Genomic DNA, 13124 nt, shown 5'->3' with positions numbered 1-13124 from the left:
AACGGCGCCTGCCGTCCTTGAGCAAGGTGTCGACCTTGCTCTTTTTTTGTCTGGCAGATTTGTTACCAGGCAAACAAGCGCAGATAAAAAAAATGCCACCCGGGGGTGGCAGTGAAAGATGACGGAACTTGAGCAAAGCGTTCAGCGAAAACCGATCGTCTTCGCCTGCATAGAGTAATACAGGAACCGTGCCAATCCGGCAAAAGCCCCCATATCCCCCCACATCATGGGCAAACCACGACAGCACAGCCCCATGATGGTAGAATCTCGCGGTTTCACATTTATGAAGAGTCGACGCCATGCCCTGGATACAAATTCGAATCAACGCCACTGCCAAGACCGCAGACAAGGTGAGCAACATGCTGCTGGGGCGTGGAGCCCAGGCTGTGACCTTTATGGATGCCAAGGATGTGCCCGTCTACGAACCCATGCCCGGTGAAACTCCGCTCTGGGGCGAGACCGAAGTGATGGGGCTGTTCGATGCCGAAACCGATCCGGCCCCCACCATCGCCTTCTTCCAGCAGATCTTCGGCGAAAACGTCGGCTACAAGGTCGAGCAGCTGGAAGACAAGGACTGGGTGCGCGAATGGATGGATCACTTCCACCCCATGCAGTTTGGCGAGCGCCTCTGGATCTGCCCGAGCTGGCGCGATGTGCCGAACCCCGATGCGGTCAACGTGATGCTGGATCCGGGCCTGGCCTTCGGTACCGGTACCCACCCCACTACCGCCCTCTGCCTGCAGTGGCTGGATGGGCTGGATCTGACCGGTAAAACCGTGGTCGACTTTGGCTGTGGCTCCGGCATTCTCGGCATCGCCGCCCTGAAACTGGGCGCCGCCCGCGTCATCGGCATCGACATCGACCCGCAGGCCATCCAGGCCAGCCATGACAACGCCGAGCGTAATGGCGTTGCGGGCCAGATTGAACTCTACCTGCCGGCCGACCAGCCGCAAGACGTCGAAGCGGACGTAGTGGTCGCCAACATCCTGGCCGGCCCGCTGCGCGAACTGGCACCGCTTATCGCCGGCCACGGCAAACCGGGCAGCCTGATGGCCCTCTCCGGCGTGCTGGAGAGCCAGGCCCCGGAGCTGGAAACTATCTACGGCCAGTGGTTCGAGATGGACCCGACCGCCGTCAAGGAGGAGTGGTGCCGCCTCTCCGGCCGCAAACACGGCTAAACACAGGCAGCCAACCTTACAACTGCATAGAGTGGGAGGCGAGCGTCAAAGCCGATGCCGCTATTAGCTCACCTGCCGCCCCGACACCCCATAAAAAATAAAGCCCAATGTCACGAAGACGTTGGGCTGTTAAAAGGTGCTACGGAATTGCGACTCTCATCGCAGAAAATTAGAAGGAGTGCCCTTCTAAACTGGCAGGGAGATATTAACGAAGGCGCAAACGTTTTACATAGTGAAATACAACAGGATTGCGAGGTACATCGCACTATTTAAATAATTACCTGCTATGGCGCGCGAAGCCTCTTTGACCCATTTATTTTCCCCAACCACTCTGGTTACTATTCACGGTTAAACAAAAAAGCCCCGATTTCTCGAGGCTTTACTTTTTCTAGCGCAACGTGACCGAAGTGTCAGAAACGGCGGACAAACACATCGAGCGGCAGCTCGCGCAGTTTGCGTGCTTCCAGCATGGGAGTACCGAGATAGAGGAAACCCACCAGCTGATCCTCTGGCGCCAATCCCAATCCCTTGTTGATCTGCGCATCGAAGATAAACCAGCCGGAGCGCCAGATGCCGTTGAAGCCCTGCGCCTGCGCCGCCATCTGCATCGCCATCAGAGCGCAACCGGCAGAGAGCTCCTGCTCCAGTTTCGGCACCTTGGGGTGATCCTGGAAACGGGTTGCCACGGCGACTAACAAGGGTGCCCGCAGCGGCGCTTCGCTGCACTTCTTGACGCTATCCTCATCCTCGCCACGGGCGCGGGCGGCGTCCGCCAACAGCTTGCCCAGCCGCTCGCGGCCCTCCCCTTCAAACAGAATGAACTGCCAGGGAGTCAGGGTGCCGTGATCAGGCGCGCGCAGACCCGCCTTGAGGATATTGTCGAGCACCTCACCACTGGGGGCGGGTGTGGTCAGGCGGCCACAGGAGTGGCGGTTGAGCAACAGGGTGAGGGCATCCATGGGCAATTCCTTCTCTGGGGCAATGATGGCGCTACCTTAGCACAGCACCGAATGAAGAAAACCCCTGAGGCTCAGGGGTTTATCGCACGATAGAGGGCAGGATGACACAGTTGGCTAGATGACCGCAGCCAGTTCGGCCCCCTGGCGGATGGCGCGCTTGGCATCCAGCTCGGCTGCCACGTCGGCTCCGCCGATGATATGCACCGGCTTGCCTGCCGCCTGCAACCCAGCCTGCAGCTCCTTGAGGGGCTCCTGCCCGGCGCAGATGATCACCTGATCCACCGGCAGACACTGTTTGGTCTCGCCCACCTGAATATGCAAGCCCTCGTCATCGATCCCCAGATATTGCACCCCGGAGAGCATCTGCACCTTGCGGTTTTTCAGCACGGTACGGTGGATCCAGCCGGTGGTCTTGCCAAGGCCGTCACCCACCTTGCTTTCCTTGCGCTGGAGCAGCCAAATCTGGCGCTCGGGGGCGTCGATTTCAGGAGTCGTGAGGCCGCCACGCTCGCCGAGCTGCTTGTCGATGCCCCACTCCTTGAGCCAGTGATCACGGTGGCTCCCGGCATCTGCCTCAATGCTTTTCTCTACAAGGAACTCGGCCACATCGAAGCCGATGCCGCCGGCGCCGATCACCGCCACCTTCTCACCGACCGGCTTGTGATCCCGCAATACATCGAGGTAGTTCAATACCTTGGGATGCTCGATTCCCGGGATGTTGGGGGTGCGCGGGCGGATACCGGTGGCGAGGATCACCTCGTCAAAACCGCCGCCGAGCAGGCTCTCGGCACTCTGGCGCTGACCAAGGTAAAGCTCGACGCCGCACTTCTCCAGCCGTTTGGCGAAATAGCGCAAGGTCTCGTGAAACTCCTCCTTGCCCGGGATCTGCTTGGCGAAGTTGAACTGGCCGCCGATTTCGCTGGCCTGATCGAACAGGCTTACCTGATGACCACGCTCGGCAGCGTAGCAGGCAAACGCCAGCCCGGCCGGGCCAGCCCCCACCACCGCCAGCTTCTTGGGCTGGGGCACCCGACCAAAAGTCAGCTCGGTCTCGAAACAGGCGCGGGGATTGACCAGACAAGAGGCGCGCTTCTGCTTGAATACATGGTCGAGACAAGCCTGGTTGCAGGCAATGCAGGTATTGATCTCGTCCGCACGGTTCTCGGCCGCTTTGATGACAAATTCGGGATCCGCCAGGAAGGGGCGCGCCATGGAGACCATATCCGCCTCGCCCCCCGCCAGAATCCGCTCGGCCACCTCCGGGGTGTTAATCCGGTTGGTAGTGATAAGCGGCACCTTGAGATGCTTTTTCAGCTCGGCGGTCACCCAGCTGAAGGCGCCGCGCGGCACGCTGGTGGCGATGGTGGGAATGCGCGCCTCGTGCCAGCCGATGCCGGTGTTGATCAGGGTCACCCCCACCGCTTCCAGCGCTTTGCCGAGCGCAATCACCTCTTCCAGGCTCGAACCCTGTTCCACCAGATCCAGCATGGAGAGGCGGAAGATAATGATGAAGTCGGTGCCGACCCGCTCGCGGATGGCGCGGACAATCTCCACCGGGAAACGCATCCGGTTTTCGCTGCTGCCGCCCCAACCATCGGTGCGCTTGTTGGTGCGCTCGCAGATGAACTGGTTAATGAGATAGCCTTCCGAGCCCATCACCTCGACGCCGTCATAACCTGCCGCTTTGGCCAACGCTGCGGTGGCCGCGAAGTCGCGAATGGTGCCGCGGATCTGCCGCTCGCTCATGGCACGCGGCTTGAACGGGGAGATGGGGGCCTTGAGGGCACTCGGCGCCAGACTGAACGGATGATAGGCATAACGACCGGCATGGAGGATCTGCAGCGCTATCTTGCCCCCCTCCTGATGCACGGCGCTGGTCACCTTCTTGTGCTTGCTCACCTGCCAGGGGAAGCTCAGTTGGGAGCCGTGAGGTACCAGCCGACCGCGCAGATTGGGGGCGATACCGCCGGTGACGATAAGGCCGACGCCACCACGGGCTCGCTCGGCGTAAAAGGCGGCCAGCTTGTCAAAACCGCCCTTCTCCTCTTCGAGGCCTGTGTGCATGGAGCCCATCAACACACGGTTGCGCAGCTGGGTAAAACCAAGGTCAAGGGGCGTCAGCAGATGGGGATAGCGACTCATGATGCCTTCCTCTTTAAGGCCAGGGTGCATGGAACAACGCCCAACACCCGGTTGCGCAGCTGGGTAAAACCAAGGTCGAGCGGGGTCAGCAGGGTCGGATAGCGGCTCACGATGCCTCCAGTTAATTTTTTGTTATCAAACTGGGGCTAGAGTAAAGAATCGAAAATTCTTTTTCAAACAAATGTTTGGACAATTTTTCAGCGAACAGCCGTGCCCTGAACGAAGATAGGCGGGATCCGCCAGTCGGAAATGGCAATTTCACCCGCAACGGGTTAATAATGACCCTTCTTTACCCATTAACAGGGCGATAACGCGACTATGTCTATTTTCAAAGGTCTGGGTTGGTTGTTCCGCAGCCTGTGGCGCCTGCTCAATTTCACCCGGCTGATGCTGGTCAATCTGCTGTTTCTCATCGTAGTGCTGGTCATCGTCTTCAGCGTCAGCCAGAAAGAGGCCCCCAAGGCGCCCATCGAAGGAGCGCTGACCCTCAATCTCAACGGCGTGCTGGTGGAGCAACGCTCCCAGACCGATCCCACCGTACAACTGCTGCGCCAGATGGACAGCAGCGATGAGCAGCCGAGCGAGATCGTCCTCTCCGACCTGCTGTGGGCCATCAAGAGTGCCAAGGATGACGAGCGCATCAAGGCGCTGGTGATCAAGCCGCAAGGGCTGCAGGGGGCCAACTTCAGCAAACTGCAGGAAGTGACTGCCGCCATCGACGAGTTCAAGGAGAGCGGCAAACCAGTGATCGCCATGGCCGACTTCTACACTCAGGGCCAATACCTGCTGGCGGCCCACGCCGATCACGTGTTGCTCAACCAGAGCGGCGCCGTGGTGATCGAGGGGCTTGGTGTCTACCAGACCTACTTCAAGTCGGCGCTGGAGAAGCTCAACATCACCCCGCACGTGTTCAAGGTCGGTACCTACAAATCCTTCGTCGAGCCCTATACCCGCGACGAGATGTCCCCCGAGAGCAAAGAAGCGAACCAGCGCTGGCTGGATCAGCTGTGGCAATCCTATGTCGCCGATGTGGCCGAGCAGCGCGAAATCGAACCGGACGCCGTGGCACCCGGCAAGGAGCGCTTCCTCGAGCTGTTGCGCAAAGCCGGTGGCAATGCCGCCAACTATGCCCTCGACAACGGTCTGGTGGATCAGCTGGCCACCCGTGACGAGATGACCCAGGCGGTCATTAAAGAGGTTGGCGAAGCGGACGATCACGGCTGGAAAGGGGTCGGCCTGAAAGAGTATCTGGCCGCAGTGCCCGAACAGTATCCCCAGAGCGGCAAGGATGAAGTGGGTCTGGTGGTTGCCAGCGGCGCCATCATGGATGGCGTGCAGCCTGCCGGTACCATCGGCGGTGATAGCCTCTCCGACCTGCTGGCCGATGCCCGCCGCGATGACAAGGTTAAAGCCGTGGTCCTGCGAGTCGACAGCCCGGGCGGCAGCGCCTTCGCCGCCGAACAGATCCGCGCCGAGCTGCTGGCCCTGAAACAGGCAGGCAAACCGGTGGTGGTCTCCATGGGCAGCTATGCCGCCTCCGGTGGCTACTGGATCTCTGCCGATGCGGACAAGATCTTTGCCTCCCCCTCCACCCTGACCGGCTCCATCGGGGTGTTCGGCATGTTCGCCACCATCGACAAGGCGTTGGCCCAGTTCGGGGTACACACCGACGGGGTCGGCACGACCGATTACGTCGGCGTGGGCCCGACCCGCGCCCTGCCGGAGCACGTCGGTCAGGCTATCCAGTTGAGCGTGGAGGATACCTACCAACGCTTCATCGGTCTGGTGAGCAAGGGCCGCGGCCTGAGCTCGGAAGAGGCCGAGAAAGCGGCCGAAGGTCGGGTCTGGACCGGCCAGGATGCCAAGACCCTGGGTCTGGTGGACGAGTTCGGTAATCTGGACGACGCCATCAAGGCCGCCGCCGAACTGGCCAACCTCAAAGAGTGGCAGGTGACCCCCATCGAGCAGGAGGAGTCCACCAAGGACAAGTTCCTGCGCCAACTGTTTGACAGCAGCGCCCAAGTACTGGCCCCGCAGTTGCAAAACTGGTTGCCGGCGGGATTTGGCAAGGTGCTGGTGGACGTAAACCGCAGCCTGGACCCACTCACTCGCTTCAACGATCCGCAAGGCACCTACGCCTTCTGCCCGGTCTGCATGCCATAAGATGCAGCAAACGAAGCAATAAAAAACGGCGACCATCTGGTCGCCGTTTTCTTTATTCAGCCAGTGCGCGGCACCAGCAACTTGCCTAAATCAGGGATTGATCCGGGTCGGCATACCAGTACGCTGTTCCAGCACCTGCTTGACCACGTTGGAGTCAGACTCGACGTGGGCGATAAAGCGGGTGATGGCCGGAGTCATCGGGAGCGGCGCTGAGGCAGTGGAGTTGAACTCCTCTTCGTTGCGTGACAGCGGCTCGTGTACTTCCATGTAGCGACCGCCATCCGGCTCGACCGTGGTCTTGACCGGCTGATTGACGAACTGGACGCGGGTGCCGACCGGCACGTTGTCGAACAGATACTTGATATCGTCAGCGCGCAGACGCACGCAACCGCTGCTCACCCGCAGACCGATGCCGAACGTAGCGTTGGTGCCGTGAATGGCATAGAGGTTGCCGATGTAGAGCGCGTGCAGACCCATGGGGTTGTCAGGGCCGGCCGGCCAGACCGCAGGCAGGGTCTTGCCCTGGGCGGCGTAGCGGCGACGGATGTTTTCAGTCGGGGTCCAAGTCGGGTTGGCGCGCTTGCGCTCGACCTTGGTGATCCAGTTTTCCGGGGTATCGGCACCCAGCTGACCGATACCTATGGGCAGTACTTCCACCACGTTCTTGCCTTTCGGGTAGTAGTAGAGACGCATCTCGGCGACGTTGATGACGATCCCTTCGCGGGGAGCGTTGGGCAGGATCAGCTGGTGGGGGATGATCAGGGTGCTACCCGCGGTGGGCAGATAGGGATCTACACCCGGGTTGGCTTCCATGATGTTGGTCAGACCCAGCTGGAAATCAGCAGCGATCTGCTCCAGCGGACGGTTGTCCGCAGGCACCACGTATTCCTGGTTTTCACCGATCAGGCGGCTGTTGGCCGCAGGCAGACGGTACTCGACGGCGGCAGCCTGCTGGCTGACCAGCGCAAGTGTGCATAAAAGGGCCGAAGCGGCAATGCGAAGGGGATTCATAAAATTCCTGTGTGGTTTCCTGTACCAAATGGGCCGGGGGCCGTCTCATCCTCGGTCTGCCGGTGGCGGGTCAACCTGTCCCACGACGCCAATAACCGAGCGCGCATTCTTTCCTGAGTCGGCCAAAATTTCAACTTCGATATGTTGCTTTTCTTGTTAAAAGTGGCCGTTTTCGGCGTAACGCCTATCAACAGGGCAAAAGCTACCTTAGCAAGTCGCAGCTGAGAGAAAGATGAACAGCACGGCCCCACAGCCAGCAGGCCACCCGCGCCACCCATCAAGCACGGCGTAGCGTCACCAGGTGTCACGGTTGCAGCAGAGAGGAAAACGTTTGCCACCTCCGGGAAGATAAACCAATACCGGTAGTGGCACCTGATCGGCATGAAATGGGGCAAAACAGCGCATCGGCCACTAACAGGTGCTGGCGGCCATCGCCATAAAAAAAAACCGCTCCGAAGAGCGGTTAATGGAGCCACCAGGCAACCATAAAAGGGACTACAGGTGTTGTCATTGGAATTACTGGACGGCCGCCGCCCCTGTGCCACTCTGCTCCTTGAGGAAGCTGATCCACGGGGATGCCCGGCCGCTGACGTTGCCATTCTGAGCCGCCTGGGTGAAGGCGTTGAGGGCCTCCTTCGGCTTTTGTTGCTCAAAATAGGCGACCCCGGTCAGGAACTTGAGATCCGCACGCTGCTCACCATTCGCATTGGCTGCCGGTTTGGCCGCTAGTGCCACCAAATCCTGATAGCGCTTGCTCTGGATCATCATGCGCGCCATTTTCAGCTGCAATTCGGCATTCGGAGCCAGCTGGTAAGATTTGGCCAGGGTGTCGATAGCCGGATCCAGCTCCTTGGCCTGATGCCAGTAGTTGGCCAGGGTCTTGTAGTTGCTGGCACTCTGCTCAATCACCCCCTCCTTCATCCCCTTCTCCATCACCCGTGCCGCGCGATGGGGAATGCCGGTGAAGGCGAGATAGTTGGCCAACCGCTGCAGCTCGGCGGCCTCGGTCAACATGCCGAGGTTGTAGGCCGACTCCAGCGCCGCCAGTGCCTTGCCATCGTTACCCGCCTGCATATGCATGGCCGAGAGCTGGGTCCAGTACTTCTTCTTCTCCGGGAACATGTTGACCAGAGAAGTCAGCACCTCGGTCGCCGGTTTGTACTGTTTCAGCTCGTAGTGGGCGCCCATCTTCAACAGATACCAGGACTCCGGCGCTTTACCTGCCGAGAGCTTGATCGCCTGATCCACCGCCGGGATCGCGTCACGGTACTGTTTGAGCTGCACGTGGGCGTTGGCCAGGGTGATATAGGCATGGGAGTTGGGCTTGTCATCCTTGCCCTGGTTGGCAAACCACTCCTTCATGGTCTTGATCGAGCCCTGATAATTACCCTCAGCCATATAGAGCTGGGCCAGGTTGTAGCGCACCTGCTGGGCCACCGGTGGCGGCAGGCCGCCTGTCGCGATGGCATCGGCAAAGTACTTGGTCGCCTGGCCGTATTTCTCCTGCTGGGCGGCTACGAAACCGAGGGTCTGCAATATGACCCCCTTGTCGTAGACCCGCTCGCCCGCGCCGGAGAGTGCATCTTGCAACTTGGCATTGGCCTCACCGTATTTCTTCTCGGTGATCAGCTCCTGCGCCTTGTTGACCGCCCGATAGGCCCGATCCGACAGGGTCGGCTGCTCGGCGGCCCAACTGGCGGTGCTGAGCAGCACCGCCATGGCGACCGGGGCGAGGATCATCTTGTGTAACTTGTTCATCGCCACCTTCCTTAGTTGACCGCAAACTCGATTTCTTGCTGCATCCGGCTCGCCTGCGGCTTGCCATCCACCATGGCCGGTTTAAACGTCCACTTGGCGATGGTTTTGCGCGCCTCTTTGCCGAGGTCATAGCTGCGCGGCTCTTCCTTGACGATCCGCACGTTGCTGACAGTACCGCGATCAGTGACAGTGAACTCCACCAGCACCTTGCCGGAGGCCAGCCCCGCCAGTGCCGCCTTGCGGGGCATCATGGGTTCGAAGGTCGCCAGCGGAATGGCACCGTTGTTGCCACCGACTCCGCCGCCACCGCCGCCGGTGCTGTAGGCACCCAGCGCGTTGCCACCACCGATGTTGACCGGGATGTCGAGCTTGGGCATGTCCATCGGTGCGCTATCCATCTTCGGCCGATCGGTGCTGGCCACTTCCATCTCGGGAGGGGGCGGCGGACGCTTGGGCGGCGGCGGTTTGGGCAGCTCCCGCTGTTTCTCTTGCAGGGTCTCCTGGGGCTTGAGGCGGATGAAATCGGTCATGGTGACGTCATCCTTCTCCACCAGCTCCCGGTGATCCGGTGTGATCAGCTTGTTCATTCCCAGAAACAGAAAGAACACCACCACACAGGAGACCGCCAACGATATCAGGTATCTCATAGGTCTCTCTCCGGCATCAGCTGCTCTTGTCTGCCGCGATGGAGATGTTCTGGACACCGGCCATGCGGATCTGATCCATGACCTGCACCACCAGACCGGAACGGGATTCGTTATCGGCCTGGATCACCACGGCGCTCTCCGGGTTTTCGGCCCGCAGCCGCTCGATGTTGGCGCGTACCGCCCCCACCTCGACTACCCGCTTGTCGACCCAGACCTGACCGTTTTCGCGCACCGCGACCATGATATTGCCCTTCTTCACCGTCTCGGCCGTGCTGGCACTGGGACGGTTGATCTCAACACCGGACTCCTTGACGAAGGAGGTGGTGACGATGAAGAAGATCAGCATGATGAACACTATGTCCAGCATGGGGGTCAAATCGATAGCCGCCTCGTCAGCACCGCTGTCGCTGTAACGTTTTCTCATAGCAGAAACTCCTTGCTTGTTCTGTGCCCCCGGCAGGCCGTGCCTCGCCGGGGGTATGCATCCTGCATCAGCCGTGTTTCAGGTTGTCTTCCAGCTTTTGCACCGCCAGTTTGGCCTTGTGATCGAGCTGGTTGACAAAAAACAGGCCGGAAAGGGCGGCAATCATGCCCGCCATGGTCGGTACCGTTGCCTTTGAGATCCCCGATGCCATCGCCCGCGGCGAACCGGTGCCGGTGATGGCCAGGGTGTCAAACACCTGCACCATCCCCACCACGGTGCCGAGCAGCCCCATCAACGGGCAGAGAGCGATCAGCACCTTGATGACCGGCATTCCCTTGTCCACCGCCATGGCCACCCGAGAGACCAACTCGCGCCGGATCTGCCTGGCAGACCAGGAGAGATGATCGGTGCGGGCCAGCCAGGTAGCCTTGGTCTGCTTCACCTGCTTGGGGTAGACCGCCGTGAAGTAGAACCAGCGCTCCAGCAACAGGGCCCACATCATCAGGGTCAGGAAGAACAGGGCGACCAGTACATCGCCCCCCAATCCCAAAAACCGGCGGACCGACTCGACTTCTTCAATCAACCAGAACCACATGGGTGACTCCTTACGCTGCGGCTTTGGAAGCGTGCAGACTTTCCTGATAACGGGCGACGAAACCGGCGCTCTGCTCTTCCAGCACCTGGATCAGACGACGGCTCTGGGTCTGCACTATGGTGTAGAGGAACAGCATGGGCACCGCGACGACCAGACCCTGCATGGTGGTCACCAGCGCCTCGGAGATACCACCCGCCATCAGCTTGGGATCGCCGGTACCGAACAAGGTGATGGCCTGGAAGGTGGCAATCATCCCCACCACGGTACCGAGCAGACCCAGCAGCGGTGCGACCGAGGCGATCAGCTTGATGATGCTGATGCCCTTCTCGAACTTGGGCACGTTGCGCAGGATGATCTCGTCGAGCTTGGACTCCAGATCCTCGATGTTGTCACCACGATGGTTCTGGTAGGCCCCCAGCATGTCACCAATGGGGTTGCCCTTGATGATCTGATCGGATTTCAGCTGCTTGCGCATGGACGAGCCGATCAGCGACAGGCGGATACCACAGAAGATGGCCAGCAGGGTACCGAGCACGCCGAGCACCATGATGACGTAACCCACTTCACCACCCTGATCGACACGCTCCTTGAGGGTCGGCGACTGCACCAGCAGGGAGAGGATCACCCCGCGAGACGGGTCGATGAAGATGGGTTTGACCCCGTCCCCCCCCGCTTCAAACTCGGCGATGGGAGCCAGCACGCTCTTCTCCGGTTGACGGGAGAGCTGCTCGAATTTGCCGGTCTCCGGCACGAAGGTGAGGTACTTGCCTTCGGAGACGGTGTTGAACTCACCGATCTGGGTGACGGTCTTCTCGGCCTGGTTGCCCTCGCCGTAGACCACGGTCGCCGGGATCTGGCTCACCTTGCCACCGTCCACCATGCGGCTGAGGGTGGTGGTCCAGAACGCTTCCAGATCGTCGCTGGAGGGGAGCTCTTTACTCTCGGCCAGACGAGTCAACAGGGCGGATTGCTCCGGATGCTCGACCCGGCGGGCGGAGGCGTTGAAGATCCCCTTGAACTCACCGGCAAACTGACGCAGTACACCAAACATCTCGCCCATGTTGCCGGAACGCTGGCGCAGGGTTTCGGTCAGCTCGGTCAGTTGCTTGTCGTTGGCATCGAAGGTCGCCTTGAGCTGCTCGCCCTTGGCGGTTTCGGCAGCCAGCTCGGCCTTGGCCTTGGCCAGCAGCGCCCCCTGCTCGTTCTTGTCAGCCAGGAAGCGGGCTTCCCGCTCCTTGTTGAGTTGGGATTCGCTCAGGCTGGAGGCCTTGACCTGGTTCAGCAGTGCATTGAGATCCACCGGTTTTTCGGCGGCGGTCACCGGCAGGGTGACCAGGGTTGCTCCCGCAATCAGGGAGGCAATAGCAAGTTTGATTCCTTTCATGATGCTTTCTCCGCAGTTTGAACCGGCAGCTTGATCAGCGCAGGAGGCGCCTGCTTCTTGGCGATGCGAAGGCCCTGTTCAACCGCACTGCGATACTCCTGGGGCAACACTTCCCACTGACGGGTCTGCTTGTTCCACATACCGGTCTCATTGCCATCCGGGGATTGATAGAGCAGCGCGATGCGGCCTACCCGCAGGAACTCATAGGTCTTCTCGCTGCCATCCTTGTCCAGGCTCGCCTTGTAGGACTCGATGGTGCGGCTGAAGCCCTCCTCGATCTGGTAAGCCTCCAGGATCTTGCGGTACTTCTCGGAGATGGTGACATCGGCACGGTTCATCAGATCGGTCAGGGCCGCTACGCGGTCCTCCCGCTCGACCTTCTGGAACGGCAGATCCAGTGACACAAACTGCTCGAGGGAGTCGATCATCTTGAGCATCAAGGGCACCACTTCGGTGCTGGTCTGATCAATCTGGGCTATCTGCTTTTGCATCGATGCCAGCTCGGCGCTCTGGGACTCGACCATCTTGCCCACCTGCTCGTTATAGGTGCGCAGACTGTCGACCTGACGCAGGGCAGCCTTGTACTGGGCCAGCGCGGACTCGGCAGATTCGGCATAGCTGTCGATCTTCTGCTGGGAAACTTTGGATGCATTATTGGTGGCGGCTTGAGCGTCCACGGCCTGACCGGCAGTGGCGGCACTCAGATTGAAGCTGGTCAACAAGGCGGCCGAAACCAGGCTGCCAAGAAGCGCTTTCTTCATTGTAATGGTCCTTGTCTTCATAGGATTACCCTATCTCCGTAACTTCCTTGGACGTTGGGCACAGCCGGCCCGACCGGGCCGGCTGAGGTTGTATATCAACGG

11 protein-coding genes are annotated in these 13124 nt (G+C 60.2%); 2 read left to right on the top strand and 9 right to left on the bottom strand.

The window, feature by feature from the left end:
• Positions 1-299: 299 nt before the first annotated feature.
• The gene (gene prmA, locus NMD14_04550; GenBank protein ID XEI33698.1) at positions 300-1178 is read left to right on the top strand and encodes a 50S ribosomal protein L11 methyltransferase; all 879 of its coding nucleotides are present in this window, start codon (positions 300-302) and stop codon (positions 1176-1178) included.
• 410 nt (positions 1179-1588) lie between these two features.
• Here prmA and NMD14_04545 read toward each other — a convergent pair whose 3' ends face one another.
• Positions 1589-2137 carry an NAD(P)H nitroreductase gene (locus NMD14_04545; GenBank protein ID XEI33697.1) on the bottom strand — a complete coding sequence of 183 codons (549 nt, stop codon included), beginning with the start codon at positions 2135-2137 and terminating at the stop codon, positions 1589-1591.
• Positions 2138-2251: 114 nt separating this feature from the next.
• On the bottom strand, positions 2252-4279 hold the full coding sequence (locus NMD14_04540; GenBank protein ID XEI33696.1) for an NADPH-dependent 2,4-dienoyl-CoA reductase: 2028 nt from the start codon (positions 4277-4279) through the stop codon (positions 2252-2254).
• Between the two features lie 318 nt (positions 4280-4597).
• Between NMD14_04540 and sppA the strand changes: the two genes are divergently transcribed.
• Positions 4598-6442, top strand: coding sequence for a signal peptide peptidase SppA (sppA, locus tag NMD14_04535; protein ID XEI33695.1), 1845 nt, complete (start codon positions 4598-4600; stop codon positions 6440-6442).
• A 90-nt stretch (positions 6443-6532) separates the two neighbouring features.
• On the opposite strand, the gene NMD14_04530 is transcribed toward sppA, so the two are convergent.
• The 7 genes from NMD14_04530 to NMD14_04500 all read right to left on the bottom strand — a co-directional run bounded on the left by NMD14_04530 (position 6533) and on the right by NMD14_04500 (position 13022).
• Entirely contained in the window at positions 6533-7453 is a 921-nt protein-coding gene (locus tag NMD14_04530) for a L,D-transpeptidase family protein (protein XEI33694.1), read from the bottom strand.
• A gap of 516 nt (positions 7454-7969) precedes the next feature.
• A complete protein-coding gene (locus tag NMD14_04525) occupies positions 7970-9211 on the bottom strand; it encodes a tetratricopeptide repeat protein (GenBank protein XEI33693.1) in 1242 nt (413 codons plus the stop codon).
• A gap of 11 nt (positions 9212-9222) precedes the next feature.
• Entirely contained in the window at positions 9223-9858 is a 636-nt protein-coding gene (locus NMD14_04520) for an energy transducer TonB (protein XEI33692.1), read from the bottom strand.
• 16 nt (positions 9859-9874) lie between these two features.
• Positions 9875-10282: a biopolymer transporter ExbD gene (locus NMD14_04515; GenBank protein XEI33691.1), complete on the bottom strand. Its 408-nt coding sequence runs from the start codon at positions 10280-10282 to the stop codon at positions 9875-9877.
• A gap of 67 nt (positions 10283-10349) precedes the next feature.
• Positions 10350-10877, bottom strand: a complete 528-nt coding sequence (locus NMD14_04510; protein XEI33690.1) for a MotA/TolQ/ExbB proton channel family protein — start codon at positions 10875-10877, stop codon at positions 10350-10352.
• A gap of 10 nt (positions 10878-10887) precedes the next feature.
• A complete protein-coding gene (locus NMD14_04505) occupies positions 10888-12261 on the bottom strand; it encodes a MotA/TolQ/ExbB proton channel family protein (protein XEI33689.1) in 1374 nt (457 codons plus the stop codon).
• Positions 12258-13022, bottom strand: a complete 765-nt coding sequence (locus NMD14_04500; protein ID XEI33688.1) for a DUF3450 domain-containing protein — start codon at positions 13020-13022, stop codon at positions 12258-12260. The genes NMD14_04505 and NMD14_04500 overlap by 4 nt, the downstream gene beginning before the upstream one ends.
• Positions 13023-13124: the final 102 nt, after the last annotated feature.

It is taken from the genome of Aeromonas veronii (genome assembly GCA_041319085.1).
Lineage (GTDB): Bacteria > Pseudomonadota > Gammaproteobacteria > Enterobacterales > Aeromonadaceae > Aeromonas > Aeromonas veronii_F.
This window is presented reverse-complemented; position numbering and strand designations above follow the sequence as displayed.

Excerpts from the sequence above, each read along its gene's own strand:
- prmA (XEI33698.1), top strand. The coding sequence starts at position 300 with ATGCCCTGGATACAAATTCGAATCAACGCCACTGCCAAGACCGCAGAC.
- NMD14_04545 (XEI33697.1), bottom strand. The coding sequence starts at position 2,137 with ATGGATGCCCTCACCCTGTTGCTCAACCGCCACTCCTGTGGCCGCCTG.
- NMD14_04540 (XEI33696.1), bottom strand. The coding sequence starts at position 4,279 with ATGAGTCGCTATCCCCATCTGCTGACGCCCCTTGACCTTGGTTTTACC.
- sppA (XEI33695.1), top strand. The coding sequence starts at position 4,598 with ATGTCTATTTTCAAAGGTCTGGGTTGGTTGTTCCGCAGCCTGTGGCGC.
- NMD14_04530 (XEI33694.1), bottom strand. The coding sequence starts at position 7,453 with ATGAATCCCCTTCGCATTGCCGCTTCGGCCCTTTTATGCACACTTGCG.
- NMD14_04525 (XEI33693.1), bottom strand. The coding sequence starts at position 9,211 with ATGAACAAGTTACACAAGATGATCCTCGCCCCGGTCGCCATGGCGGTG.
- NMD14_04520 (XEI33692.1), bottom strand. The coding sequence starts at position 9,858 with ATGAGATACCTGATATCGTTGGCGGTCTCCTGTGTGGTGGTGTTCTTT.
- NMD14_04515 (XEI33691.1), bottom strand. The coding sequence starts at position 10,282 with ATGAGAAAACGTTACAGCGACAGCGGTGCTGACGAGGCGGCTATCGAT.
- NMD14_04510 (XEI33690.1), bottom strand. The coding sequence starts at position 10,877 with ATGTGGTTCTGGTTGATTGAAGAAGTCGAGTCGGTCCGCCGGTTTTTG.
- NMD14_04505 (XEI33689.1), bottom strand. The coding sequence starts at position 12,261 with ATGAAAGGAATCAAACTTGCTATTGCCTCCCTGATTGCGGGAGCAACC.
- NMD14_04500 (XEI33688.1), bottom strand. The coding sequence starts at position 13,022 with ATGAAGAAAGCGCTTCTTGGCAGCCTGGTTTCGGCCGCCTTGTTGACC.